We start from the raw sequence: 25,391 nt of genomic DNA, 5'->3' as shown, positions 1-25,391 counted from the left end.
TCCTCAGAGGGCCCGCTGCTGGCAGCGGACGCAGTACCGGACGTACGGCAGGATCTCCAGCCGGCCGACCGGGATCCGCGCGTTGCAGCCGCCACAGACGCCGTACGTCCCGTCCGAGACGCGCTCCACGGCGGCGTCGATCTCCTTCAGAACCAGCCGGATCGCGGTCGTCTGGGCCGTCGCCAGGTCCTCGTTGGAGTTCGGCTTGTCGGCCTCCATCGCGTTCAGCTGCGCGAGCCGCGTGTTCCGCTCGTGCTGCAGCCGCTGCAGGGTCTCGTGCACCCGGTGGTCGGTGGGTGCGGTCTTCGGGGTGTTCATGCCCACACCATGGCCGCTGCCGCGCGGGTTGCCTATCGGGACCAACACCCATCTTGCGCCGGTGCGAACGCCGCAGGGCTGCCATAGTGGCGGGAATCTCGTTCACGGAAGGAGCGTGCCCGCGGTGGCGCTGTTCTGGCGGATCTTCGCTCTCAACGCGGTCGTGCTCGGCGCTGCGACCGCCCTGCTGCTGTGGGCGCCGGTGACGGTCTCGGTGCCGGTGCTGTTCACCGAGGCGTCCGTACTGATCGGCGGGCTCGCCGTGATGCTCGTCGCGAACGCGGTGCTGCTGCGGGTCGGCCTGGCCCCGCTGGCCCGGCTGAACCGGCGGATGTCCACGGTCGACGTACTGCGGCCCGGGCAGCGGCTTCCCGTGCAGGGGCACGGCGGCGTACCGGATGTACTGCGGGCGTTCAACGCGATGCTCGACCGGCTGGAGGAGGAGCGGGCGACCAGTGCGGCGCGGGCGTTGTCGGCGCAGGAGTCCGAGCGCCGGCGGATCGCGCGCGAGCTGCACGACGAGGTCGGGCAGACGCTGACCGCCGTACTGATGGATCTGAAGCGGGCGGCCGATCGCTCGCCGGATCCGGGACTGCGGAACGAGCTGGTGCAGGCGCAGGAGACGACCCGGGCGAGTCTGGACGAGGTACGGCGACTCGCGCACCGGCTGCGGCCCGGCGTACTGGAGGATCTCGGGCTGACCAGTGCGCTGACCGCGCTCGCCACCGAGGTGTCGGACCACACCGGGCTGGACATCCACCGGCGGTTCGACAGCGGGCTGGAGCTGGACGAGCAGACGGAGCTGGTGCTGTACCGGGTGGCGCAGGAGAGCCTGACGAACGTGGCCCGGCACGCGGGTGCGTCGCGGATCGAGCTGTCGCTGCTGCGGGAGGACTCGGCGGTCGTACTGCGGATCGAGGACGACGGGCGCGGCACCGGGCCGGCGCACGAGGGCGCCGGGATCCGCGGGATGCGGGAGCGGGCGTTGCTGATCGGCGCGACGCTGGAGGTCGGCGACGGGCCGGACGGCGGTACGCAGGTCAGCCTGACCGTTGGGAGCCGCGCATGACGACGAAGATCCTGCTGGCCGACGATCACGCGCTGGTACGGCGTGGCGTGCGGCTGATCCTCGACGGCGAGCCGGATCTCGCCGTGGTCGCGGAGGCGTCCGACGGGAGCGAGGCGGTCGCGATCTGCCGCCGGCAGCCGGTGGACCTGGCGATCCTGGACATCGCGATGCCGCGGATGACCGGGCTGCAGGCGGCCCGCGAGCTGTCCGCGGTCGCACCGGACGTACGGGTGCTGATGCTCACCATGTACGACAACGAGCAGTACTTCTTCCAGGCTCTGAAGGCCGGCGCGTCCGGGTACGTGCTGAAGTCGGTGCTCGACCGGGACCTCGTCGAGGCCTGCCGGGCGACGATGCGCGGCGAGCCGTTCCTGTACCCGGGCGCGATGACCCGGCTGGTGCGCAGCTACCTGGAGCGGGTCCGGCAGGGCGCCGACCTGCCGCGGCAGATCCTCACCGCGCGCGAGGAGGAGATCCTCAAGCTGGTTGCCGAGGGCAACTCCTCGAAGGAGATCGCCGAGCTGCTCACGATCAGCGTCAAGACCGTCGAGCGGCACCGGTCCAACATCCTGCAGAAGCTCGGGCTCCGGGACCGGCTGGACCTGACCCGGTACGCGATCCGGGCCGGGCTGCTCGAACCCTGAGGTCATGGGCGTGGATAATGGTATGCCAAATCCGGAGGGAGGGCGCGGGTGTCCGAGACCGAGCGGGTGACGCGGTTGTTGCGGGAGGAGATCCTCGACGGGGTCCGCGCGCCCGGTGAACGGCTTGTCGAGCGCGAGCTGGCGACCGCTCTGAATGTCAGCCGGGTGCCGGTGCGGGAGGCGCTGAAGGCGCTCGTCGGCGAGGGGCTGGTGACGCTGCGGCCGCGGTCGTGGGCGGTGGTGCGGACGTTCACCGACTCCGACATCGCGGATCTGCTGGAGGTGCGGACGGCGTTCGAGCCGTTGACGTTCCGGCTGGCCGCGGAACGGCGTACCCGCGAGGGGCTGGATCGCTTGCAGGCAACGCTCGACGAGCACCTGGAGGCCGCGGAGGCCGGGAACGCTGTGCTGGCCCGGCGGAAGGCTGCGGACTTCCACGAGCAGGTCACCGAACTGGCGTCCAACGAACTCCTGGTCGAGATCGAGCGACCACTCCGCAGCCGGATGCGCTGGCTGCTCGCCCAGCACGACGACCTGCTCGGAGTCGTCCAGCAGCACCGCGAACTCTGCGCCGCGATCGCCAACCGAGACGTAGCCCTCGCCGAACGCCTCGCCGGCGAACACCTCGCCCAGGCCCGAGCAGCCCTCCGCGGCCAGCCGTCCTGAATTTTGGTATACCATTCCTTGTATGACCTCTTTGCTGCTTGCTGACGTGCGCCCTTGGGGCGGCGGCGCGGTCGACGTCGTGGTCGTCGACGGTGTCATCTCCGAACTCTCCCCCGCCGGGAGCGGCGGCGCGGCCGACCAGCGCGTCGAGGGGCGCGGGCTGCTCGCGCTGCCCGGGTTCGTGAACGCGCACGCGCATGTCGACAAGAGCTGGTGGGGTCTGCCGTGGGTGTCGTACGGCGGGCAGCCGACCACCCAGGGCCGGATCGCGCACGAGCGCGCCGAGCGGGACAAGTACGGGATCCCCAGCGTCAAGGGTGCGTCGGCGGTACTGCGCGAGTTCCTCCGGCACGGTACGACGGCCACCCGGACGCACGTCGACGTCGACCTCGGCGTCGGCCTGCGCGGGATCGCCAACGTCCTCGAGGCCGCGGCCGAGCTGAACGGCGCGGTCGAGGTCGAGCTGGTCGCGTTCCCGCAGGACGGGGTACTGCGCCGACCCGGCGTACTCGAGCTGCTCGACCAGGCCGCGGCGGAGGGTGCGACCAGCATCGGCGGACTGGACCCGGCGACGATCGACCGCGACCCGGTCGGCCAGCTGGACGGGCTGTTCGAGATCGCGGTCCGGCGCGGCGTCGGGCTCGACCTGCACCTGCACGACCACGGCGACCTCGGCGCGTTCCAGTACGAACTGCTCGCCGAGCGCACGATCCAGGCAGGCCTGCAGGGCAAGGTGAACGTGTCGCACGGGTTCGCGCTCGGCGAGCTGGCCCCGGCGCGGCGCTCGGAGCTGGTGGAACTGCTCGGTGCGGCCGGGATCTCCTGGACCACGGTGGCCCCGCCAACGTCGGCGCCGCTGCCGTTCCGCGAGATGCGGGCCGCGGGCGTGCCGATCGGCCTCGGTACGGACGGCATCCGCGATCTGTGGTCGCCGTACGGCGATGGTGACCTGCTGCAGATCGCCCGCGGGTTCGCGCGGCTGCACGGGCTGCGGACGGACGAGGACCTGACGTACGCGGTGGAGCTCGCGACGACGTACGGCGCGACCTTCGTGCACCGGGAGAACCACGGTCTCGCCGTCGGTGCGCGGGCGGACATCGTGCTGCTGGACGCGGAGAACGCGCCGGACGTGCTGGTTCGCGCGCCGCGCCGGGAGTTCGTGATCGCCGCTGGACAGGTCGTCGTTCGCGACGGCGATCTCCAGGTGTGAGTACCACAGCTGTCGTCGGGCGGACGCTGGGCTCGTTGCGGGACAACCGGGCGTTCCGGCTGTTGTGGTTCTCGAACCTCTTCTTCGCGAGCGCAGCGAGCGAACAATTGAGCAGAGCTTCGGTGGGGTGTGGACGCAGACGCTCGTGCTCGGGTGGCTCGCGTACGAGACCACGCACTCGGACTTCCTGGTCGCGGTGTTCACCGCAGTACGGCTGGCGCCGCTGCTGCTCGGCCCGTTCTCGGGGGCGTTCGCGGACCGGCACAACCGGGTCCGGCTGCTGATCATCGCGGCGTCGTGGGCGATGGTCGCGGTCAGTACGGTGGCCACGCTCGCGTCGCTCGGCAAAGCGCCGTACTGGGTGCTGGTCGTCGGCGGGCTCGCGATCGGGCTCGCGCAGTCGCCGTCGCAGCCGGCCCGCGCGTCGCTGGTGATGGACCTGGTCGGCCGGCACAACCTCAGCAACGCGAACGCGCTGAACTCGATGGCGCTGAACATGACCCAGGTGATCGGGCCCGCGATCGGCGGCCTGATGATCACCGGGCTGGGCGCACCGGCCGCGCTGTGGGTGTCGACGTTCTGGTACGCCGTCTCGCTGGTCGCGTTGCTGCCGTTGCGCGAGTACGGCCAGGTGGTCGGCGGGCACACCGAGTCGGCGGTCCGGATGGTCACCAGCGGGCTCCGGGAGATCGCCCGGAACCGGCTGGCGTCGACCGTCCTGCTGGTCACGCTGGCCGCGAACACGATGCTCTGGCCGGTGGCGCAGTCCTTCATGCCGGTGTTCGCGCAGGAATCCCTCGGGCTGGACGCGGCCGGCCCTCGGCTGGCTGCTCACCTGTGCCGGCGTCGGCGGCCTGACCGGATCCCTGGTGATCGCCTGGCTGGGCGACTTCCGGTTCAAGGGCGGCCTGTTCGTCGTCGGTACGGCGGTCTGGGGCGCGCTGTGGGCGCTGTTCGCGCTGTCCCACAACGTGATGGTGTCGTTCGTCCTGATGACAGGGATCGGCGTCATGAGCGCGGCGTTCGGCGTACTGCAGACCACGCTGCTGCTGATGACCACCCCCGAGCCCCTGCACGGCCGCGCCCTCGGCATCCAGGAACTTGCCATCGGCATCATGCCCGTAGCCTCCCTGACCCTGGGCGCCTTCGCCGAGCACTACGGCGTCAACACCACCACCTTCGTCAGCGCGCTCCTCCTGGTCACCGCCCTGATCGCCCTGGCCCTCTGGACCCCGTCCCTCCTCCGCTACAGCGGCAACGTGGAGGTCCGGAACTAACTTCGCTGTGCGCGTGGACAAACCGGGGCGTTCCGGCGGGCCTGCAGAGATAGGTTGCCGGGTAACGTCGGCACGTCCCTCGGAGGTCCCGTGGCCGGACAGGTGTGGTTCGTACTCGCGATGGCCGCGGTCGTGGTGCTCGCCCGCGGCGCGGGCTCCCGGTTCGGCGTACCGTCCTCGATCCTGCTGACGCTGGTCGGCCTGGTGTACGCCGTACTGCCCGGGCCGAAGCTCACGCTGGACCCGCACGTGGTGCTGCTGCTCGTGCTGCCGCCGCTGCTCTACAGCACCGCGCGGCGGTCGAGTCTCCCGGCGATCCGGGCGAACCTGCGGCCGATCGTCAGCCTCTCGGTGCTGCTGGTCCTGCTCACCGCCTTCGTGGTCGGCGCGCTCGTGAGCCTCGTCGTACCGGGGATGCCGTTGGCGGTCGGGCTGGTCCTCGGTGCCGCGGTCGCGCCGCCGGACCCGGTGGCCGCGCTGTCGATCGGGCGCCGCGCCGGGCTGCCGCCGCGGTTGATCGTGCTGATCGAGGGCGAGGGCCTCCTCAACGACGCGACCGCGCTCACGACGTACCAGCTGGCGCTGGCGGCCGCGGTCGGCACCCGGTTCTCGTGGGCGGCCGCGTCCGGGCGGTTCGTCCTGGCGATCGTCGGCGGGCTCGCGGTCGGCGGGCTGGTCGCGTGGACGATCCGGAAGGCGCGTCCGTGGCTGCGCGACCCGCTGATCGGCAACGCGGTGTCGCTCGCCGCGCCGTTCGTCGCGTACCTGCTCGCCGAGGAGATCCACTCCTCCGGCGTACTCGCGGTCGTCATCGCGGGGCTCATGATCGGGTACGACGCGGGCCGCGAGGAGACCGGCGCGTCGCGGCTGCAGACCGGGGCGGTGTGGGAACTCGTCGAGTTCCTGCTGGAGGGGTTCATCTTCCTGCTGATCGGCCAGCAGCTACCAGCCATGCTCAACGGTCAGGTCATCGCAGCAGCGGCCGTAACAGTCGGAGCGGTCCTACTGGTCCGGCCGTTGTGGCTGGCGCTCACACAGCTCGTACCGGTCGGCCTGCACGCACGACTCGGCATCACACCGTCCGAACGGCTGCACCCGCGTGAGGTCGTCGCGATGAGCTGGGCCGGGACGCGTGGCGTCATCACCCTGGCCGCACTGGTCGCCGTACCCCTCCACGCATTTCCACAGCGTGACCTGCTGGTCTTCTGTGGGTACGTCGCCGTGCTGGTGACTCTTGTCGGCCAGGGCCTCACGTTCGCGCCGCTGCTCCGGTGGCTCAAGCTGGGCGTCAACGTGGCAGAGGTGGAGCAGCTGAACAACGACGCACGCCTGGCCGGTGTGGAGGCCGGCCTGGCCGCCGTGGACCGGCTCTTCGCAGCGGAACGCATCGGCGCCGAACTGGCCGCCGTACTGCGAGCCAACTTGGCCGCCCGAGCCGACAGGTTCAAGGCCCGCAGCGCCGCACTGCTCCAGTCCGGCGACGGCGACATCACCTGGCCGCAGGACTACCGTGCCGCGGTCGAGGCGCGCCGGGCGATCATCAACGCCCAGGGCGCCGAGCTGGTCCGCTGGCGTGACGCCGGCAGGCTGCCGGACGCCAGCCTGCGCAAGCTGCGCCGCGAACTGGACCACGAGGAACGGACCCTGCTGGAGCTTTAAGCCCGCAGTACGACGCTGGACTCCGCAGTGAGCGCCAGGAACGTCAGCGACTCCTGCAGGTACAGCTGAACGCTGTCGGCGTTGTGGGACAGGTAACCGATGGACAGGTCCTGCCCGAGGTGCAGCTCGTAGTCGCCACCTCTGGTCGACACCAGCAGCGCGCCTTCGAGCGCAGGTGCCCAGATGATCTCTCCGTCACCGATCAGCCGGGACAGGTGGTCACGGATCGGGTAGCCGTGGTCGGTTGTCTCCGCCACCGCCGTGTAAGCGTCCGCCGACAGCAGCAGGCTGTACGGACCAGCCACACCAGCCAGTCGCAGCGCACGCAGTGCTTGCGCCACGGTGTCCGGGAGGTCGCGCGCCTCACCCGGCAGCGCCAGGACGTCGTTCGACGTGCTCGGGGCGAGTCCGACGATCCCGGCCGCGTCGGAGCCGTGGAAGACCAGGTGGTCCTCGGCGTACGCGATCTGCTTGGCGGCGTCCTTGACCGGCTGCCAGTCGGAGTCCTTGGCGCCGCGCTCCACGTCGTCGACCGCATGCCGGGTGACCGTGAACGGGACCCGCAGCTCGATGATCGGCTGCGACAGCCGACGGAGCGCGTGTACGCCGTCGCCGGGTGCCTCGACCGCCTCGGTATGGCCGGTGCCGACCGAGGACAGGGCGGGTCCGGCGGGACCGACCAGGTCGACCACGCGGCGCCCGGCGATGTCCCGGGTGAAGGTCCGGCGGGCCTCCTCCTCGATCTCCCCCCAGGCGGCGTCCGAGACCGGGGCCAGCTCGCGGTGCAGGTTGTTCGTCATCTGGAACTCCTTTTCAGGCTGCCGATCCCCAGCGAACCGTCGCTGGTGGAGTTGTCGAGGGGGTTCTCGAGGAAGTCCGCTGCCGGTACGAAGAACAGGCTGCCGGTGACCGCGGTCGAGAAGTCCAGGATCCGGTCGTGGTTCCCGGCCGGCTCGCCGACGAACATCCGCCGCAGCATCCGCTCGATCACCTCCGGCGTCCCGGCGTACCCGATGAAATAGGTGCCGAACTCGGCGGCTCCCGGTGACCCGAACGCCATGTTCTCGCGGACGATCTGGCGTTCGGTGCCGTCCGGGTCGACGATCGTGTTCACGGCGACGTGCGAGTTCACGGCCTGGTCGGTCAGCTCGATGTCGCTGAGCTTCGACCGGCCGATCACCCGTTCCTGCTCCGCGACCGGCAACGCCTGCCAGGCGTCCAGGTCGTGCAGGTACTTCTGGACGATCACGTAGCTGCCCCCGGCGTACGCCGGATCCTGGTCCCCGATCGCCAGCGCCGCCCTGGCCGCCGCACCGGCCGGGTTCTCGGTGCCGTCCACGAACCCGAGCAGGTCCCGCTCGTCGAAGTACTTGAACCCCTGGACCTCGTCCAGCACCCGCACGTGCCCCGCGAGCCGCCGCATCAGCTGGCGCTCCAGCTCGAAGCACAGGTCGAGGCGCCGCGCGCGGAGGTGGAAGAGCAGGTCGCCGTGCGTCGCCGGGGCGGTGTGCCGCGCGCCGGACAGCCCGCGGAACGGGTGCAGGTCCCGCGGCGCCGGAGCCCGGTAGAGCCGGCTCCACAGCGACGCGCCGATGCCGACGACACAGCTGAGCTGGTCGCCGGGGGCGCGGAAGCCGACCGCGCGGGTCAGTCCGGCGAGGTCCGCCAGCAGGTCCCGAACGGACGCCTCGGATCCGGGACGTACGTCGGCGACCAGGAAGATCGCCGCCTTCGCGGGCTCCCGCAGTACGTCCTGGATCATCGGTTCAGGACCACCACTTGCCGCTCTGCGAGAGCGCGTCGGCGGTCTGGCCGGTGGTGTCGAGCCCGTCCAGCGCCGCCATCGCGGCGTCGTCGAGCTCGAAGTCGAAGACGCCCGCGTTCTCGATGATCCGGTCCTGGTGGACGGTCTTCGGGATCACCGACAGGCCCTTCTGGATCGCCCAGCGGATCAGCACCTGGGCGGGAGTGTGACCGGTGGCGCCGGCGATCCGGGTGACGACCGGGTCGTCGAGGTGCCGGCCGGTGCCGAGCGGGCTGTACGCCTGGACGACGACGTTCGCCGCCTCGCAGGCGTCGAGGAGCGCCCGGCGGTACTCGAACGGGCTGAACTGGACCTGGTTGGCGACCGGCTGGATGCGGGCGATCTTGCCCAGCTCGGCCAGCTCGGCGACGCTGAAGTTCGAGATGCCGATGCCCTTGGTGAGCCCGGCGTCGACGGCGGCCTCCATCGCCGGCCACGCCCAGGTCGGCCCGCCCTGCGGCCAGTGGATCAGGTACAGGTCGAGGTAGTCGGTGCCGAGCCGCTCCAGGCTCTTCTCCGCCTCGACCCGCGCGTCCTTCCCGCCCGGGTAGAACTTGGTGGTCAGGAAGATCTCCTCGCGCGGTACGCCGCTCTCCCGGATCGCCTTCCCGACGCTGGCCTCGTTGCGGTACGCCTGCGCGGTGTCGATCAGCCGGTAGCCGGCCTCCAGCGCCCACCGCACGGCGCGCTCACACTCGAGCCCGTCGTTCACCTGCCAGACCCCGAGCCCGAACACCGGGAGCTCGGTTCCGTTGGACAGCTTGCGCGTGCTGGTCAAGTTCATGCATCCGGTTCTACCAGCCGGATCAGCGATCCGGCCACATCGACGCGAGACTGTGCAGGGTCGCCACGACCCGGACGGGGGCGGTAGCGGTCAGGACCAGTCCGCCGCCGGACGGCAGGTAGCAGCGTGAGAGCGACACCTCGCCGTCGTTCGCGAAGACCTCCACCGAGGTCCGGTCGACCAGCACCCGGACGGTGCGCAGCCCGCCGGAGACCGGCTGCGGCTCCGAGCCGGATGTCACGGTCGCGTGGGTGAGCTCCACCGTCGTACCGGACACGTCGACGGTCAGCGCGGCGCCGGACGGGATCTCGACCTCGAGGTGCAGGTCCACCTCCACCGGGCCGTCGGCGAGGACCTTGTCGGCGCCCGGCTTCACGGTGCCGGACCAGTGCGTGGTTCCGGCGTACAGCGTGGTCAGCTCCCGGACCGGGGTCCGGAACAGGTGCGGACGGCCGTCGACGGTGCGCAGCCTGAGTTCGCACGGGATCGTGACCTGCTGGTTGAACGGCATCCCGGGGTAGCGGCCGTCCCGCATCCACGCGGCCTGGATCCGGCGGCCGTCGCCGGTCTCGGTGTTGTTCCAGGTCTGGGTGGCGTAGAAGTTCGGCCCGGCGTCCGAGAGCAGCTGCTCGGACTCCTCGGTGTACGACGTACCGTCGAACGTGCCGACGGAGTACTTGCCGTCGCCGCGCACCAGCACCCACTTCGGGTCGCCGCCGTCGAGGGGCAGCTCGAAGAAGTCCGGGCACTCGAAGCTGTCCGGTACGACGTTGCCGGTGTCGGTCCAGCGCAGGAGATCGGTCGACGTCAGCAGGTGGTACCGCTGGTCGCCGTACAGCATCATCACCCAGTGGTCGTCGTAGCGGAGCACCTTCGGGTCGCGCTCGGGCATCGTCATGATCGGGTTGCCGTCGTAGTGCTGCCAGGTGCGGCCCTTGTCGAGGCTGAACGACACACACTGGCTCAGGTTGTCGTTGCGCGACCAGAACGCGACCATCGGCGGCCGGTCCGGGTCGGGCGACAGCCCGGAGGTATTGCCGTAGTCGATCACCACCGAACCGGACTGCACCCCGGTGTCGAGCGCCTCCTCCCAGAACGCCGGCTGCAGCTCCGTCCAGTGCACGAGGTCGTCACTGACGGCGTGGATCCAGCATTTGTTCCAGCGCTGAGCGAACAGGTGGTACTCGCCCTCGTAGTACACGAGACCGTTCAGGTCGTTGAGCCAGCCCTCCTGGCGCTTCCCGGGCTCCGGCAGTTCGGTCCCGAACTGCCGGGCTGTGAAGTGCTGCTGCGGACGCCACGTTTCGCCGTACAACGGCTGGTTGGTCACAGGCTCCAATGCTAGAGCTTGTTGGCCTGCCTGATCACGTCGACGACATCCGACATCATGCCGGTCAGGTCGTAGTCCTTGGGGGTGTAGATCGCGGCCACACCGGCGGTCCGCAAGGCTGCGGCGTCGGCCTCCGGGACGATGCCGCCGACCACGACCGGGACGTCTTCGAGGCCGGCCTCGCGGAGGCCCTCGACGACCTGGGGTACCAGTTCCATGTGGGAGCCGGACAGGATCGAGAGGCCGACGCAGTGCACGTCCTCGGCGACCGCGGCCGCGACGATCTGCTCCGGCGTCAGGCGGATGCCCTGGTAGATGACCTCGAAGCCGACGTCACGGGCACGGACCGCGACCTGCTCGGCGCCGTTCGAGTGCCCGTCCAGGCCGGGCTTGCCGACCAGGAGCCGCAGCCGTCCCCCGAGTTCGGCGGACGTCGCGGCGACCTTCTCCCGGACCGCGGCGATCTCCGCCCCGCCGGCGGACACCCCGACCGATCCGGAGACCCCGGTCGGCGCGCGGTACTCGCCGTACATCTCCCGCAGTACGCCGGACCACTCCCCCGTCGTCACGCCGGCGCGCGCGCATTCGAGCGTGACGGGCATCAGGTTGTCGGTCGTCTTCGCCGCGGCCCGGAGCCTGGTCAGTGCGGCGTCGACCGCTTTCTGGTCACGAGCGGAGCGCCATTTCTGCAGGGACTCCAGCGCGGCGGACTCGGCGGCCGGGTCGACGGTCTGGATCGCCGTGTCGAGGTCGGCGGTCAGCGGCGACGGCTCGGTGCTCTCGAACTTGTTCACGCCGACGACGACCTGCTCGCCGGACTCGATCCGCTGCCGGCGTTCCGCGTGCGACGCGACCAGCGCCTGCTTCAGGTAGCCGCTCTCGACCGCGGCGACCGCCCCGCCCATCGCCTGTACCCGGTCGATCTCCTCCTGCGCACCGGCGACCAGCGCGTCGACCTTCGCCTCGATCACGTGCGAGCCGTCGAAGATGTCGTCGTACTCGAGCAGGTCGGACTCGTACGCCAGAACCTGCTGCATCCGCAACGACCACTGCTGGTCCCACGGCCGCGGCAGCCCGAGCGCCTCGTTCCACGCCGGCAGCTGGACCGCGCGCGCCCGGGCGTTCTTCGACAGCGTCACGCCGAGCATCTCGAGCACGATCCGCTGCACGTTGTTCTCCGGCTGCGCCTCGGTCAGCCCGAGCGAGTTCACCTGTACGCCGTACCGCAGGCGCCGCGCCTTCGCGTCGGTCACGCCGTACCGCTCCAAGGTCAGCGAGTCCCACAGGCGGACGAACGCGCGCATCTTGCACGTCTCCTCGATGAACCGGACCCCCGCGTTCACGAAGAACGAGATCCGCTGTACGACGTCCCCGAACCGCTCCGGCGGCACCTGCCCGCCGTCGCGGACCCGGTCCAGCACGGCGATCGCGGTCGACAGCGCGAACGCCAGCTCCTGGACGGGCGTGGCGCCGGCCTCCTGCAGGTGGTAGCTGCAGATGTTGATCGGGTTCCACTTCGGCATGTTCGCGACCGTGTACGCGATCATGTCGGTGGTCAGCCGCAGCGAGGCGTCGGGCGGGAACGCGTACGTGCCGCGGGACAGGTACTCCTTGACGATGTCGTTCTGCGTCGTACCGGTCAGCTCATCCGGCAGCGCGCCCTGCTCCTGCGCGGCGACCTGGTAGAGCGCGAGCAGCCACATCGCGGTCGCGTTGATCGTCATCGACGTGTTCATCTGCGCCAGCGGGATCCCGTCGAACAGCGCCCGGACGTCGCCGAGGTGCGCGACCGGCACGCCGACCTTCCCGACCTCGCCCTTCGCGAGCGCGTGGTCCGCGTCGTACCCGGTCTGCGTCGGCAGGTCGAACGCGACCGACAGACCGGTCTGCCCCTTCTCCAGATTCCGCCGGAACAGCGCGTTGGACTCGGCCGCGGACGAGTGCCCCGCGTACGTCCGCATCACCCAAGGTCGATCGGCCATGTACCCGAGAGTAGGACTGTGTGCCCTTGTGAGTCTGCCCCTCGTGACTGGCGTCACCAGGGGCCTACATCACACCTAGGCGCTGATCGGCAGTGGGGTGCGTTCCACGTTCAGGACGCGGTGCAGACGGGTGACGGCGAGGATGCGGACGACCGACGGCATCGGGTGCCAGAGGACCAACTGACGGCCGAGGAGTTGGGTGCGGCGGTGGGTGGCGACCAGCAGGCCGAGGCCGGTCGCATCGACCGCGTCGACCGCTTCCAGGTCGACGATCACGTCGCCGACGGAGGTGTCGATCAGGTGGTTGAGGGTCTGCCGGACGTCGCCGACCGAGCGCACGTCCAGGATTCCGGTCAGGTGAACCACGTTGTCAGGCTCGAGCATGTTCGTGCCCTCCGCTCTTCCGGCGGCCCCCGAGTTCCATCGGCCGCGTGACAGCGTTGGTGATGGCTTGTGTTCGTAAAGACTCCCCGAAGACACGGAAGGTTGCCAACACCTCACGACCTTTTGATCCGCGAGACAATGGTGGGCGTGTTCGCCGAGGATTACTTCCTGTTCCCGGTGGTGGCCATCGCCCTGGCCGGCGTGATGGTGCTGCTGTGCCGTTGGGCGTTCTCCAAGGCGAAGGGCGGCTCACTGGTCCGGCGGGTCGACCACACCCCGGCTGAGCCGGACACCTTCGGCCTGCTCACCGACATCCGCACCGTGCCGACGTACAACGAGGCCCGCGTCCTGGTCGCCCGCCTGAAGACCTTCGGCATCAAGGCGACCGCCGCCCGCACCACCAACGGCTGGACCGTCTACGTCTGGCCCCACGACGAGCCCGCCGCCCGCGGCCTCCTCGACGCCTCCTGACTACCGGACTGTACCAAATTAGTAACGGTACGTGTTCCCGGTAACGCGGAGTATGCACCCGCCGATGTACGGGCTATGAGAATGCGACGTGTTGCACTCGCGCTGGCCGGGCTGGGCCTGGTCACCGCGGCGGCGGTACCGGCAGCCGCGATCGCGGCCAAGCCCAAGCCGGACTCGTTCCGGACCGCCGCGAAGAGCGCGGGGAAGCTCCCCACCACCAACTCCCAGGCCGCGACCACGGCATGCGGGCTCGGCATCGGCGCGGTCAACGCGACCGGGACGGCCGGCGGGTACGACGTGACGGCCAGCCGGCCGCTCACCGTGAACCCGCTGGACCCGTACAAGCTGTTCGCCGTCCGCTCCAGCGCCAGCTGGTACCTGGAGAGCGACGGCACGACGGACTTCGTCCACGGTCTCGTCCTGCAGGGCGACAACCTGTACGGCGCGATCGCCATGTACCAGGGTTCGGCGACCACACCGACCGTCCGGGCCATCAAGCTGGGCACGGGGTGGCGCGGGTTCAGCCAGATCACCGACTCCAACTACTCGTACGGCGAGCGGTCGTTCCTCTACGGCCTGCACGCCAACGGGTCGCTGTACCGCTACTCAGTCCAGGACCGGGCGCGGGCGTACGGTTCGGCGCCGGGCTTCGGTTCCGTCAAGGCAATCACCCTGATCGCCGAGACGGCGACGTACGACACCCTGCTGGTGCTGACCAAGGGCGGTGCGCTCTACACGGTGCACGTGCCGGTCACGCTGCCGATGAAGCCGGTTGTGAAGCAGGTCCGTGCATCCGGGTTCGCCGCGTTCGACTCGCTGGTGGCCCAGCGGTGCGGCGCTACCAGCACGCTGCTGACCGCGTTCGACCACGACACCGACACAGCCACGGTGTACGCCGTCAGCAAAGCCACCGGGACCACCACGGTGATCAAGAGCTACGGGAGCTTCAAGGCCACGTTCGGTGCCAAGGTGCACTTCCTGCTGACCGGCTCGGGCGGCCCGCAGCGCGTGGGCGAGTGACCCAGCTGTAACGGATCTGTCCCCGTCCAGCCGAGCTGGGCGGGGACAGGTCTTTTTGGAGCGTCTAGGGTCGGGGTATGGGGACACTGCTTGAGCTGGATCTGACCCGCGGCGTACTCGAGACGCCGCCCGCTTCTCCTGTTGCCGCGTTTCGGATGCGGCATCTGCCGACGCTGCGCGAGCTGGTTGCCGCGCTGCGGAAGGGCGCCCGGGACGACGGGGTCGTCGGGCTGGTCGCGCACCTCGGCGGCCACCGGCTGTCCTTGGCCCAGGTGCAGGAGCTGCGCGAGGCGGTTGCCGACTTCCGTACGTCGGGGAAGCCGGCGGTCGCGTGGACCGAGTCGTTCGGCGAGACCGGCCAGGGCACTGTCCCGTACTACCTGGCCACTGCGTTCGACGAGATCTGGCTGCAGCCGTCCGGCGACCTGGCGATCACGGGTGTCTCGGTGCAGGCGGTCTTCATCCGCAGCGCGCTGGACAAGGCCGGGGTGATCCCGCAGTTCGGGAAGCGGCGTGAGTACAAGACAGCGGCCGACACGTTCACCGAGCGCGAAATGACCGGGCCGGCCCGGGAGATGGCGTCGCGGCTGGCGGAGTCGGCGTACGAGCAGATCGTCGAGGGTATCGCGGTACGGCGACGGCTGGACACGACGCAGGTACGGGAGCTGGTCGACAGCGCGCCCCTGCCCGCACAGGCCGGTCTGGACGCGGGGCTGGTCGATCGGCTCGGGTACCGGTCGGACGTGTACGACGAGCTCGAGAAGCAGCTGCAGTACGACGACAGGCTGCTGGCCGAGCGCTACATCCGCCGTGGCCCGCGGACGCTGGACGAAGTACGCAAGACGCTCCCCTGGCCGCAGAAGCCGCTGGTGGCGGTCGTGCGCGTGACTGGCGGCATCTCGGTCGGCCGCAACTCCAACAGCCCCATGGGCGGCCCTGGCTCCGGCTCGGACACCGTAGGCGCCGCACTGCGCGCCGTGGCAGCCAACGAACGCGTGAGGGCGGTAGTACTGCGCGTAGACAGCCCAGGCGGGTCGTACGTCGCCTCTGACGCGATCCGCAACGAGGTACTGCGGCTGCGTTCAAGCGGACGCCCTGTGATCGCGTCCATGGGCAGTGTCGCCGCATCCGGCGGGTACTTCGTTGCGATGCCGGCTGACCTGATCGTGGCGCAGCCGGGCACGATCACCGGTTCTATCGGCGTACTGACCGGCAAGGGCGTCGTACGGGACGCTCTCGGCCGTATCGGGATCTCACAGCAGGCCGTGTCCGAAGGTGCGAACGCACAGATGTACTCGGCACAGGAGGAGTTCACCGACGAGCAGTGGGCGCGGCTGGAGGAAACACTCGACCGCATCTACAAGGACTTCGTCGGCAAGGCCGCACTGGACCGGGGACTCCCGGAGGAGCGGCTGGAGTCGCTGGCACGCGGACGGGTCTGGACCGGTGCCGACGCCCACAGCCACAAGCTGGTCGACGAGCTGGGCGGTTTCCAGCACGCGCTGACCCTGGCCTGCAACCGGGCCGGTCTGGACCGCGACGAGGTCGCCGTGACCGCAGTACCGCACCGCAACCTGATGAGTCAGCTCAAGGCGCCGACGACGACCGATGATCTGGCAGTCGCCGCGGCGCCGTTGACGCTCGACGGCCTGACCACCGGTCTCTACAGCGCGCTCGGCCTACCCCCCGCGGGCGTACTGCGGATGCCGTTCTCGTGGGAGATCAGCTAGTCCCGTTCGCCGCCGGGGATCCAGAGGACGTCGCCGCCGGAGGACAGGTTCGCGACCCGGCCGAGGATGAAGAGCAGGTCGGACAGGCGGTTCAGGTACGTGATCGCGAGCAGGTTGATCGACGGGCCGTGCGCCTCGACGGCGGCCCAGCCGGCCCGCTCGGCGCGGCGGACGACCGCGCGGGCGACGTTCAGGTACGCGGCGCCCTCGGTACCGCCGGGCAGGATGAACGAACGCAGCTTGGTCAAACGACCGTTGTACTCGTCGCACCAGCCCTCCAGCCGGTCGACGTAGTCCTGAGTGACCCGCAGCGGCGGATATTCCGGATCAGGAGTGATCGGGTTGCAGAGATCCGCGCCGACGTCGAACAGGTCGTTCTGGATCCGGGTCAGCAGCACCGCGATCGCACTGTTCAGGTGCCCGGCGGCGATCGCCACCCCGATCGCCGAGTTCGCCTCGTCGACCTCGCCGTACGCCGCCAGCCGCGGGTCGGTCTTCGAGGTGGTGGAGTTGTCGCCGAGGCGGGTCTCGCCGGCGTCACCGGTGCGCGTGTAGATCCGCGTCAAGTTCACAGCCATGCCAGGACTCTACGCAAACCCCGGGACCGTCAAACGCGAAGGCCATGCTGGGTCTTCCTGCGCGTGCTGCGCGGCACTCGGCGGGCACAGCGAGACCCAGCATGGCCTACAGTCGACCGGTGGAACGGTTTCGAATCGCGGGTGAGGCACGGCTCGACGGCGCTGTCGAGGTGGCCGGCGCGAAGAACAGTGTGCTCAAGCTCATGGCGGCGGCGCTGCTCGCCGAAGGTACGACGACGCTGCGCCAGGTGCCGGGCATCCTGGACGTCACGTTCATGGCCCAGCTGCTGGACACGCTCGGGTGCTCGGTGAAGGTGGACGCGGACCAGCGGCTCGCGACGATCGCCGTACCGGGCGCCATCGGCCACCAGTGCGACTACGAGCTGGTCCGCAAGCTGCGCGCCTCGATCTCGGTGCTCGGCCCGCTGCTCGGCCGCTGCGGCCAGGCGGAGGTGGCGCTGCCGGGCGGAGACAACATCGGCTCCCGCGGGCTGAACATGCACGTCGCCGGGCTGGAGTCGATGGGCGCGAAGGTGCACATCGAGCACGGGTTCGTGATCGCCGAGGCGCCGCAGGGGCTGCACGGCGCCGAGGTCTGGCTGGACTTCCCGAGCGTCGGCGCGACCGAGACGATCATGATGGCGGCGGTGCTCGCGAAGGGCACCACGATCATCGAGAACGCCGCCCGCGAGCCGGAGATCCAGGACATCGCCGCGATGCTGGTCGAGATGGGCGCGCAGATCGACGGCGCCGGCTCGCCGCGGATCGAGATCAGCGGCGTGAACGGGCTGCTGAACCCGGTCGACCACACCGTGGTCCCGGACCGGATCGTGTCCGGCAGCTGGGCGTTCGCGGCTGCGATCACCAAGGGTGATGTGACCGTCACCAACGGTCATGCGGAGCACCTCGAGTTGCCGCTCGACAAGCTGCACAAGGCAGGCGCCGAGATCACCGTGCTGAATCCGGGCTTCCGGGTCCGGATGCATGACCGGCCGAAGCCGGTGGACGTGGTGACACTGCCGTACCCCGGGTTCGCGACCGACCTGCAGGCGTTCGTGATCGCGCTGAACGCGCTCAGCGACGGCGCCGCGATGGTCACCGAGAACCTGTTCGAAGGCCGGTTCACGTTCGCCCAGGAACTCACCCGCCTGGGCGCGCAGATCCAGACCGACGGGCACCACGCGGTGGTCCGCGGCGTACCGCGGCTGTCCGGTGCGCCGGTGGTCGCGTCCGACATCCGGGCCGGTGCCGCGCTGGTGCTGGCCGGCCTCGCCGCCGAGGGCGAGACACTGGTCTCGGCCGCCCACCACGTGCACCGCGGCTACACCGACTTCGCGGGCAACCTCCGCCGCCTCGGCGCCGACGTCGTGGTGGAACCTGACGATGCGGAGATGTACTGGAGCTGACACCCCGGTTAGGGTCGTCCGCATGAGTGAGCGTGTGGTGAAGCCGGTTGGGCGGGGATTTCTGTTTCTCGACTCGCATCCGGCGGGGTGCGCCCGGGTTGTGCGGGACATGACGGCGGAGGTCCCGGCGCGGCCGGCGGAGCGGCGTACGGCGCTGGTGATCGGGTCCAGCTCGGGCTATGGGCTCGCGACCACGATCGCGGGCCTCGCGCGGTACGGGATCGACGGCATCGGCGTCTGCTTCGAGAAGGCGGCCACAGCCCGTCGTACGGCGACCGCCGGGTGGTACCGGACCGCGGAGACCGCCGCACTGGCCGCTGAGCTCGGCCGCTCGTGGAGCTTCGTGAACGCTGACGCCTTCGCGGACACCACCAAGGACGAGGTGCTCGACCTGGTCGCGGCGAAGCTCGGCAAGATCGACCACCTCATCTACAGCGTCGCCGCGCCCCGCCGTACCGACCCGCGCAGCGGCGAGACCTACCAGTCGGCGCTGAAGGCGATCGGCGCTCCGCACACCACGAAGAGCCTTGCGTTCGACGACGGTGCGCCGGTGCTGCAGGAGGTCGGGATCGAGGTCGCGACCGACGACGAGATCGCCCAGACCGTGAAGGTGATGGGCGGCGAGGACTGGACCCGGTGGATCGCCGCGCTGCAGGAACGCGACCTGCTCAAGTCCGGGTTCAACACCGTCGCGCTCACGTACATCGGCTCCGACCTGACCGGGCCCGCTCTACCGGCAGGGCTCGATCGGCGCGGCCAAGGCGGATCTGGAGCAGACCGCCCTGAAGCTGGCCGCGGACGGTGTCACCGCGATGACGTCGGTCAACGGCGCCGCCGTCACGCAGGCGTCGTCCGCGATCCCCGGCATCGGTCTGTATGTCAGTCTCCTGCACAAGGTGACCGGTCTGCAGACGCCGGTGGAGCAGTCGATCGCGCTGTGGGACCAGCTCACCGGCGAGGCACCGCTCGACCTCGACGACGAGGGGCGCATCCGCCTCGACCGCTGGGAGCTGAACGACGAGGTCCAGTCCGCCGTCCGCGCGCAGTGGGAGTTGGTGACGCAGGAGAACATCGCCGAGGTCGCCGACGCCGCGTGGTTCCTGGCCGAGGTACGTCGGCTGTACGGGTTCGGCGTACCGGATGTGGAGTACGACGCGGAGACCGAGGTCGACGTGGACTGGCCTACCGCAACAGCTACAGGGGTTTGAACGACGCCAGCTCGAGGACCAGCTCGCCCGCCTCGTCGGAGGCGGCCAGGTCGACGCTCGCGGTGATACGCCAGTCGTGGTTGCCCTCGGGGTCGTCGATGATCTGCTGGACCTCCCAGTAGCCCGGGTGTTCCTCGACCATGAACAGCGCGGGGCCGCGGGCTTCCGGGCCGGTACCGACGACCTCGTGCTCGGCGTAGTACGCCGTACCGGCCTCGGCCCAGCGGCCCGCGTCCCAGCCGGCTTCGCTGTCGAGTTGCCCCAGCTCCGCCCAGCGGTGCAGGGCGACCAGCTCGACGCGGCGGAACATCGCGTTCCGGACCAGGACCCGGAAAGCCCTTGTGTTCAAGGTGATCCGGCGCGGTCCGGCCGGCACGACCTCGACCTGCGTGTCGTCGGTCGGGTTCGTCAGCTCCTCCCACTCGTCGAGCAGGCTGGAGTCGGTCTGGCGGACCACCTCGCCGAGCCACTCGATCAGGTCGGCCAGGTCCTCGTCGACCTTGTCCGGCGGGACGGTCTGCCGGAGCGCCTTGTACGCGTCGCTGAGGTAGCGCAGGAGGATGCCCTCGGAGCGTGCCAGACCGTAGTACTGGACGAACTCGCCGAACGTCATCGCCCGTTCGAACATGTCCCTGACCACCGACTTCGGGGACAGCCCGGCCTCGGCGATCCACGGGTGCGTCTGCCGGTACATCTCCAAAGTGGCCTCGAGCAACTCTTCGAGCGGCTTCGGCCAGCTGATCTCGTCGAGCAGCTCCATCCGCTCCTCGTACTCGATGCCGTCGGCCTTCATCGAGTTCACGGCCTCGCCCTTGGCATGGTGCAGCTGCGCCATCAAGACGGCGCGCGGATCCTCGAGCGTCGCCTCGACCACCGACACCACGTCGAGGGCATACACGGGATCCGCGGGGTCGAGCAGGTCCAAAGCCGCCAGCGCGAAGGTGGACAGCGGCTGGTTGAGTGAGAAGTCCTTCTGCAGATCAACGGTCAGCCGCAGCGAGCGGCCGAACTCGTCGGGCTCGTCCAGCCGCTCGACCACGCCGGCCGTCAGCAGCGTGCGGTAGATCTGGATCGCGCGCCGAACCAGCCGGACCTGGGCCTTGGCGTCCTCGTGGTTGTCCCGCAGCAGCTTGCGCATACTGGTGAACGCGTCGCCGTCGCGGGCGATGACGTTCAGCAGCATCGCATGGCTGACGCGCATCTTCGACTGCAGCGGTTCGGGATCGGCAGCGACCAGCCGGTCGAAGGTGTCCTCCCCCCAGGTGACGAAACCCTCCGGCGGCTTCTTCCGCTGCACCCGGCGCTGCTTCTTCGGGTCGTCGCCGGCCTTGGCGAGCGCCTTGACGTTCTCGACCACATGATCTGGCGCCTGGACCACGACTGTGCCGGAGGTGTCGTACCCGGCGCGACCCGCGCGGCCCGCGATCTGGTGGAACTCACGTGCCTTCAGGATGCGCTGCCGGCGACCGTCGTACTTGCTCAGCGCGGTCAGCACCACCGTGCGGATCGGCACGTTGATGCCGACGCCGAGCGTGTCGGTGCCGCAGATCACCTTCAGCAGACCGGCTTGAGCCAGCTGCTCGACCAGACGCCGGTACTTCGGCAGCATGCCTGCATGGTGGACACCGATACCGTGCATGACGAGTCGCTGCAGCGTCTTGCCGAAGCCGGAGCCGAACCGGAAGTGTCCGATCAGCTCCTTGATCTTGTCCTTCTCCTCCTTCGTGCAGACGTTGATGCTGGTCAGCGCCTGCGCACGCTCCAACGCCGACGCCTGGGTGAAGTGCACGACGTACACGGGAGCCTGGTGCGTCACGAGTAACTCTTGGAGCGTTTCGTGCAGAGGACTGGTCACGTACTTGTAGATCAGCGGGACCGGGCGCTCGCCGGACGCGACGATCGCCGTCGGGCGACCCGTGCGGCGGGACAGGTCGATCTTGAAGCGCTCGACGTCGCCGAGGGTCGCGGACATCAGGAGGAACTGCGCCTTCGGCAGCTCCAGCAGCGGCACCTGCCAGGCCCAGCCGCGGTCCGGCTCGGAGTAGAAGTGGAACTCGTCCATCACGACCTGGCCGATCTCGGCGTCGGCGCCTTCGCGGAGCGCGATGTTCGCGAGGACTTCCGCCGTACAGCAGATGATCGGGGCCGATGCGTTGACGGCGGCGTCGCCGGTCAGCATGCCGACCTTGTCCGCGCCGAACACGTCGCAGAGCGCGAAGAACTTCTCCGAGACCAGGGCCTTGATCGGGGCGGTGTAGAACGTCCGCTGACCGTTCGCGAGCGCGGCGAAGTGCGCGCCGGTGGCAACGAGGCTCTTACCCGAGCCGGTCGGCGTCGACAGGATCACGTTCGACCCCGTCATCACCTCGATCAACGCCTCTTCCTGAGCCGGGTACAACGAGATCCCCTGCTCCCCCACCCACCCCTGAAAGGCGTCGAACAGGTCGTCAGGCCCAGTGGTCCCCGGAAGTGTCTCAGTAAGCGTCATCACCACCCATTGTCCCCGAACAGCCAACCCGCCAACTCCGCCGGGTCCCACCGGTGAGCGTGTCCTCCCGCAGCACTGCGTACGAAGGAGAGCTTGTGCAAGCTCGACAGGACATACGCGCACCGTGCCGCGGCCGGCCCGTGTGCCAGGCGTGCAAGCGGCCGCGATGGACGGATACGTCCTAATGAGAGTTATCGGGTCGCCGTCGGGCAGACTCGGTAGCTGGTAGGCCGCCGGTGGGTGAGCACTCTATACGTCCTGGACTTTGAGTCCTGTCGACAGAGCGTGCCCCTGCCGGTGACCGGGAGAGTTGATCGCTGATGGGATGTCGTGCCTGGCCCCGCCGTGCTGTGTGGTGGGTTGCCGTGAGTACTGCTTCATTAGGTCGCTGATGGTTCTCCCGACCGGCTTGCCTGCGGGTGACTGGCTTGATCGAGAGCGGGAGAACTTAGTGAAGTTGTTCGTGGGTGATGACTGGGCCGAGGCGCATCACGATGTGGAGGTGATGGACCCGGCCGGGCGGGTGCTGGCCAAGGCGCGGCTGCCCGAGGGGATGGTGGGGATGGCCCGGCTGCACGCGCTGCTGGCCGAGCAGTTCGCCGCTGTTGATCCCGATGCCGATCTGGACGAGGTCGAGGTGGTGGTCGGGATCGAGACCGATCGGGGGCCGTGGGTGGCCGCGTTGGTGGCCGCGGGCTACCAGGTGTTCGCGGTGAACCCGTTGCAGGCGAAGGCGTACCGCAAACGGCATGCGGTGTCGGGCGCCAAGAGCGACGCGGGCGACGCGCACGTGCTGGCCGACATGGTCCGCACCGATTCCCACCAGCTGCGCACGGTGGCCGGTGACAGCGCCGGGGCCGAGGCGATCAAGGTCGTCACCCGGATGCACAAGACACTGATCTGGGAACGGACCCGCACCACGCAGCGGCTGCGGCACGCGCTGCGCGAGTACTTCCCCGCCGCGCTGGAAGCCTTCGCCGACCTCGACGCGCCCGACACCCTCGAACTACTGGCCAAGGCCCCCGACCCGGCGTCTGCGGCCCGGCTGACCACCGCGCAGATCACCGCGGCGCTCAAACACGCCCGGCGCCGCAAGATCGACGGCATCGACGGCAGGGCCGCGCGGATCCGGGCCGCGCTGCGCGCCGAGCACCTCGGCCAGCCTGCCGTGGTGACTGCCGCCTACGCCGCCTCGACCCGCGCGCTGGTCGCGGTCCTGGTCGTCCTCGATGAGCAGGTCACGACGCTGCAGGGCCAGGTGGAGGCACATTTTGGCCGGCACCCGGCCGCTGAGATCATCGTGTCCCAGCCCGGGCTGGGACCGATCCTCGGCGCCCGGGTGCTCGCAGAGTTCGGCGACGACCCCGAACGGTACGCCTCGGCCAAAGCCCGCAAGAACTACGCCGCGACCAGCCCGATCACCATCTCCTCGGGCAAGAAGAAGGTCGCCCTGGCCCGCTACGTGCACAACGACCGGCTCATCGACGCCCTCATGACCCAGGCCTTCTCCGCGCTCAACACCTCGCCCGGAGCCCGCGCCTACTACGACAAACAACGAGCCCGCGGAGCCGAACACAACCCCGCCCTGCGCCAACTCGCCAACCGGCTCGTCGGCATCCTCCACGGCTGCCTCAAAACCAGCACCCCCTACAACGAAACAACCGCCTGGTCACAACAGGCCGAATTGCTCGCAGCTTGACACCCTTAGCTCCTGGGATGTCTGTCGAGCTTGCACACGTGCCGTTCGGCTCGTGTAGGTGACCGTTCGGCGACGGAATCTGTGCAAACGATTGCATGTGCAGGTATTCGGAGGTGACTTGATGCGTATGACGATGACATGGCGCCGGATGGGCGCGAGTTTGCTGGTGACGGTGGTGGGTACGGCGGGCCTGGTGGCGGCCGCTCCCGGCGATGGAGCGACGACTGGTGCTGGTGACGGAGCCGGCGGTCGTGGTGGTGGTGCGCTGGTGACGACGTGGGGTGCGGCGGACGACGTCGCCGGTGGGACTTTGAGCGACCTGACGGTGCGGAACGTGCTGCGGACGAGCGTCGGCGGGAAGGATCTGCGGATCCGGATCTCGAACGCGAACGGTGATCAGCCGCTGGTGACGGACTCGGTGTACGTCGGGCGCCAGGCGACCGGGGCGAGTGTGCTGCCGGGGTCGAGCCGGCGGTTGACGTTCGGCGGGAGTACGGCGGTGACGATTCCGCCGGGCGCGATGGCGATCAGCGATCCGCTGCCCGGGGCGGTGCCCGCGCTGACGAGTCTGACCGTCAGCCTGCACGTGGTCGGGACGACGGGCGTCATCACCGCACACAACCGGGCGATGCAGCACAGCTACAAGTCGACATCGGGTGATCACGCAGCCGACGAGTCGGGTACGGCGTACCAGACGGAATCCGCGGCCTGGTACTTCGTGAACGCGGCGATCGTCGACGCCTCGCAGCAGGTGGAAACCGTCGCGACGCTGGGCGACTCGATCACGTCGTCGGTCGGTACGACGATCGACACCAACCGGCGCTGGCCGGACATCCTCGCCGGCCGGTACGCGAAACTGCCGGAGCCGCGGCGGCTCGCGATCTCCAACGAGGGCATCTCCGGGAACCGGGTCCTGGGCGGGGTCGCGAAGGCGGGCAGCGCCGGGGCGAGTGCGCTGGCGCGGCTGGACAAGGACGTGCTGACGAAGCCCGGCGTACGCACGGTGCTGGTACTGGAAGGCATCAACGACATCTACGCCGGCGCCACCACGGGCCAGCTCATCTCCGGCTACCGCCAGCTGATCGCCCGGGTGCACGCAGCCGGCCGGTGCATCGTCGGCGGAACCCTGACCCCGATGGGCAGCTCCTTCGTCTACACCCCTGAGAAGGAAGCCGTCCGCCAAGCGGTCAACACTTTCATCCGTACGAGCCGCGAGTTCGACGGGGTCGCGGACTTCGACGCCGCGACCCGGGACCCGGCGGACCCGTCCCGCTTGGCACCGGCGTACGACGGAGGCGACGGGCTGCACCCGAACGACGCCGGAAACCAGGCAATGGGCCAAGCCCCCAACTTGGACTCCCTCCGCTGCAAGTAGAACCACCCCACCGCGCGAGAACCGCTGGCGCGGATTCACAGAGCACGCGCCAACTCCGCGCGTCCGGGGTGCCGGCTTACGTCCTACGTGCTCACCCAGCCCGCGTCCGGCGGCGCAGACACACGTACTGCAGGTTCACGCAGTACGTCCTCACGCGGTATGCGTCCAGTGGTGCAGCCACACATACTGTGGGCTCATGCAGCTCGCGGCCGCCTACCCCGGCGCGGGACCGGGGTAGGCGTACAGGCTTCCCGTGTCAGCTCTTAACTCCCGTAGACCGCACCTGTTA

At 69.5% G+C, this 25,391-nt stretch carries 21 protein-coding genes and 3 pseudogenes; 15 read left to right on the top strand and 9 right to left on the bottom strand.

Annotated elements, in window-relative coordinates; translation table 11 throughout:
- Positions 1–3: 3 nt before the first annotated feature.
- Positions 4–318: a TraR/DksA family transcriptional regulator gene (locus JOF29_RS10195; RefSeq protein WP_209693961.1), complete on the bottom strand. Its 315-nt coding sequence runs from the start codon at positions 316–318 to the stop codon at positions 4–6.
- Positions 319–442: 124 nt separating this feature from the next.
- Between JOF29_RS10195 and JOF29_RS10190 the strand changes: the two genes are divergently transcribed.
- The 7 genes and pseudogenes from JOF29_RS10190 (at position 443) to JOF29_RS10165 (ending at position 6,843) form a co-directional block, all read left to right on the top strand.
- Complete coding sequence (locus JOF29_RS10190; RefSeq protein WP_209693960.1) at positions 443–1,387, top strand: HAMP domain-containing sensor histidine kinase; 945 nt, start codon at positions 443–445, stop codon at positions 1,385–1,387.
- Positions 1,384–2,031, top strand: a complete 648-nt coding sequence (locus tag JOF29_RS10185; protein WP_209693959.1) for a response regulator — start codon at positions 1,384–1,386, stop codon at positions 2,029–2,031. The genes JOF29_RS10190 and JOF29_RS10185 overlap by 4 nt, the downstream gene beginning before the upstream one ends.
- Before the next feature lie 48 nt (positions 2,032–2,079).
- Positions 2,080–2,697 carry a GntR family transcriptional regulator gene (locus JOF29_RS10180; RefSeq protein WP_209693958.1) on the top strand — a complete coding sequence of 206 codons (618 nt, stop codon included), beginning with the start codon at positions 2,080–2,082 and terminating at the stop codon, positions 2,695–2,697.
- A gap of 22 nt (positions 2,698–2,719) precedes the next feature.
- Positions 2,720–3,907: an amidohydrolase gene (locus JOF29_RS10175; protein ID WP_209693957.1), complete on the top strand. Its 1,188-nt coding sequence runs from the start codon at positions 2,720–2,722 to the stop codon at positions 3,905–3,907.
- A 64-nt stretch (positions 3,908–3,971) separates the two neighbouring features.
- Positions 3,972–4,712: pseudogene (locus JOF29_RS45900) on the top strand (MFS transporter); the annotation flags it as partial.
- A gap of 7 nt (positions 4,713–4,719) precedes the next feature.
- Positions 4,720–5,184: pseudogene (locus tag JOF29_RS44405) on the top strand (MFS transporter); the annotation flags it as partial.
- Positions 5,185–5,274: 90 nt separating this feature from the next.
- Positions 5,275–6,843, top strand: coding sequence for a Na+/H+ antiporter (locus JOF29_RS10165; protein ID WP_209693955.1), 1,569 nt, complete (start codon positions 5,275–5,277; stop codon positions 6,841–6,843).
- Here JOF29_RS10165 and JOF29_RS10160 read toward each other — a convergent pair.
- The 6 genes from JOF29_RS10160 to JOF29_RS10135 are packed head-to-tail and all read right to left on the bottom strand — an operon-like array spanning position 6,840 to position 13,127.
- Positions 6,840–7,643, bottom strand: coding sequence for a family 1 encapsulin nanocompartment shell protein (locus JOF29_RS10160; protein ID WP_209693954.1), 804 nt, complete (start codon positions 7,641–7,643; stop codon positions 6,840–6,842). The two genes, JOF29_RS10165 and JOF29_RS10160, sit on opposite strands and share 4 nt — an antisense overlap.
- Positions 7,640–8,605, bottom strand: coding sequence for a Dyp-type peroxidase (locus tag JOF29_RS10155; protein ID WP_209693953.1), 966 nt, complete (start codon positions 8,603–8,605; stop codon positions 7,640–7,642). The genes JOF29_RS10160 and JOF29_RS10155 overlap by 4 nt, the downstream gene beginning before the upstream one ends.
- Before the next feature lie 4 nt (positions 8,606–8,609).
- Entirely contained in the window at positions 8,610–9,431 is an 822-nt protein-coding gene (locus JOF29_RS10150) for an aldo/keto reductase (RefSeq protein ID WP_209693952.1), read from the bottom strand.
- Positions 9,432–9,453: 22 nt separating this feature from the next.
- Positions 9,454–10,761 carry a glycoside hydrolase family 32 protein gene (locus tag JOF29_RS10145; RefSeq protein ID WP_209693951.1) on the bottom strand — a complete coding sequence of 436 codons (1,308 nt, stop codon included), beginning with the start codon at positions 10,759–10,761 and terminating at the stop codon, positions 9,454–9,456.
- Between the two features lie 11 nt (positions 10,762–10,772).
- Positions 10,773–12,800, bottom strand: coding sequence for an ethylmalonyl-CoA mutase (locus tag JOF29_RS10140; protein ID WP_307863243.1), 2,028 nt, complete (start codon positions 12,798–12,800; stop codon positions 10,773–10,775).
- A gap of 18 nt (positions 12,801–12,818) precedes the next feature.
- Entirely contained in the window at positions 12,819–13,127 is a 309-nt protein-coding gene (locus JOF29_RS10135; protein ID WP_209693949.1) for an STAS domain-containing protein, read from the bottom strand.
- A 138-nt stretch (positions 13,128–13,265) separates the two neighbouring features.
- Here JOF29_RS10135 and JOF29_RS10130 point away from each other — a divergent pair, with 138 nt between their 5' ends.
- The 3 genes from JOF29_RS10130 to sppA all read left to right on the top strand — a co-directional run bounded on the left by JOF29_RS10130 (position 13,266) and on the right by sppA (position 16,348).
- Complete coding sequence (locus JOF29_RS10130; protein ID WP_209693948.1) at positions 13,266–13,598, top strand: hypothetical protein; 333 nt, start codon at positions 13,266–13,268, stop codon at positions 13,596–13,598.
- An 81-nt stretch (positions 13,599–13,679) separates the two neighbouring features.
- Positions 13,680–14,618: a hypothetical protein gene (locus tag JOF29_RS10125; RefSeq protein ID WP_209693947.1), complete on the top strand. Its 939-nt coding sequence runs from the start codon at positions 13,680–13,682 to the stop codon at positions 14,616–14,618.
- Positions 14,619–14,695: 77 nt separating this feature from the next.
- On the top strand, positions 14,696–16,348 hold the full coding sequence (gene sppA, locus JOF29_RS10120) for a signal peptide peptidase SppA (RefSeq protein ID WP_209693946.1): 1,653 nt from the start codon (positions 14,696–14,698) through the stop codon (positions 16,346–16,348).
- Here sppA and JOF29_RS10115 read toward each other — a convergent pair.
- On the bottom strand, positions 16,345–16,926 hold the full coding sequence (locus JOF29_RS10115) for a cob(I)yrinic acid a,c-diamide adenosyltransferase (protein ID WP_209693945.1): 582 nt from the start codon (positions 16,924–16,926) through the stop codon (positions 16,345–16,347). The genes sppA and JOF29_RS10115 overlap by 4 nt on opposite strands.
- Positions 16,927–17,045: 119 nt before the next feature.
- On the opposite strand from JOF29_RS10115, the gene murA reads away from it, so the two are divergent.
- From murA to JOF29_RS42895, 3 genes and pseudogenes are all read left to right on the top strand, one after another.
- On the top strand, positions 17,046–18,332 hold the full coding sequence (gene murA, locus JOF29_RS10110; RefSeq protein WP_209693944.1) for a UDP-N-acetylglucosamine 1-carboxyvinyltransferase: 1,287 nt from the start codon (positions 17,046–17,048) through the stop codon (positions 18,330–18,332).
- Positions 18,310–18,999 (top strand): annotated as a pseudogene (locus tag JOF29_RS42900) (enoyl-[acyl-carrier-protein] reductase FabV); the annotation flags it as partial. The gene murA and the pseudogene JOF29_RS42900, both read left to right, overlap by 23 nt.
- A gap of 79 nt (positions 19,000–19,078) precedes the next feature.
- A complete protein-coding gene (locus JOF29_RS42895; RefSeq protein WP_307863551.1) occupies positions 19,079–19,540 on the top strand; it encodes a hypothetical protein in 462 nt (153 codons plus the stop codon).
- Here the strand turns inward: JOF29_RS42895 and JOF29_RS10100 are convergent.
- Positions 19,527–22,028, bottom strand: coding sequence for a DEAD/DEAH box helicase (locus JOF29_RS10100; RefSeq protein WP_209693943.1), 2,502 nt, complete (start codon positions 22,026–22,028; stop codon positions 19,527–19,529). The two genes, JOF29_RS42895 and JOF29_RS10100, sit on opposite strands and share 14 nt — an antisense overlap.
- Before the next feature lie 451 nt (positions 22,029–22,479).
- Between JOF29_RS10100 and JOF29_RS10095 the strand changes: the two genes are divergently transcribed.
- A complete protein-coding gene (locus JOF29_RS10095; protein WP_443667596.1) occupies positions 22,480–23,727 on the top strand; it encodes an IS110 family RNA-guided transposase in 1,248 nt (415 codons plus the stop codon).
- Between the two features lie 127 nt (positions 23,728–23,854).
- Positions 23,855–25,102: an SGNH/GDSL hydrolase family protein gene (locus JOF29_RS10090; protein WP_209693942.1), complete on the top strand. Its 1,248-nt coding sequence runs from the start codon at positions 23,855–23,857 to the stop codon at positions 25,100–25,102.
- Positions 25,103–25,391: the final 289 nt, after the last annotated feature.

The sequence above is a fragment of the Kribbella aluminosa genome (assembly GCF_017876295.1).
In the GTDB taxonomy this organism is placed as follows: domain Bacteria; phylum Actinomycetota; class Actinomycetes; order Propionibacteriales; family Kribbellaceae; genus Kribbella; species Kribbella aluminosa.
Note: the sequence above shows the minus strand (reverse complement) of the source record. Positions and strands in the feature narration are given on the sequence as shown.

Excerpts from the sequence above, each read along its gene's own strand:
- JOF29_RS10195 (WP_209693961.1), bottom strand. The coding sequence starts at position 318 with ATGAACACCCCGAAGACCGCACCCACCGACCACCGGGTGCACGAGACC.
- JOF29_RS10130 (WP_209693948.1), top strand. The coding sequence starts at position 13,266 with ATGGTGGGCGTGTTCGCCGAGGATTACTTCCTGTTCCCGGTGGTGGCC.
- JOF29_RS10100 (WP_209693943.1), bottom strand. The coding sequence starts at position 22,028 with ATGACGCTTACTGAGACACTTCCGGGGACCACTGGGCCTGACGACCTG.
- JOF29_RS10175 (WP_209693957.1), top strand. The coding sequence starts at position 2,720 with ATGACCTCTTTGCTGCTTGCTGACGTGCGCCCTTGGGGCGGCGGCGCG.
- JOF29_RS10090 (WP_209693942.1), top strand. The coding sequence starts at position 23,855 with ATGACGATGACATGGCGCCGGATGGGCGCGAGTTTGCTGGTGACGGTG.
- JOF29_RS10185 (WP_209693959.1), top strand. The coding sequence starts at position 1,384 with ATGACGACGAAGATCCTGCTGGCCGACGATCACGCGCTGGTACGGCGT.
- sppA (WP_209693946.1), top strand. The coding sequence starts at position 14,696 with ATGGGGACACTGCTTGAGCTGGATCTGACCCGCGGCGTACTCGAGACG.
- JOF29_RS10160 (WP_209693954.1), bottom strand. The coding sequence starts at position 7,643 with ATGACGAACAACCTGCACCGCGAGCTGGCCCCGGTCTCGGACGCCGCC.
- JOF29_RS10150 (WP_209693952.1), bottom strand. The coding sequence starts at position 9,431 with ATGAACTTGACCAGCACGCGCAAGCTGTCCAACGGAACCGAGCTCCCG.
- JOF29_RS10135 (WP_209693949.1), bottom strand. The coding sequence starts at position 13,127 with ATGCTCGAGCCTGACAACGTGGTTCACCTGACCGGAATCCTGGACGTG.
- JOF29_RS10125 (WP_209693947.1), top strand. The coding sequence starts at position 13,680 with ATGCGACGTGTTGCACTCGCGCTGGCCGGGCTGGGCCTGGTCACCGCG.
- JOF29_RS10155 (WP_209693953.1), bottom strand. The coding sequence starts at position 8,605 with ATGATCCAGGACGTACTGCGGGAGCCCGCGAAGGCGGCGATCTTCCTG.
- JOF29_RS10115 (WP_209693945.1), bottom strand. The coding sequence starts at position 16,926 with ATGGCTGTGAACTTGACGCGGATCTACACGCGCACCGGTGACGCCGGC.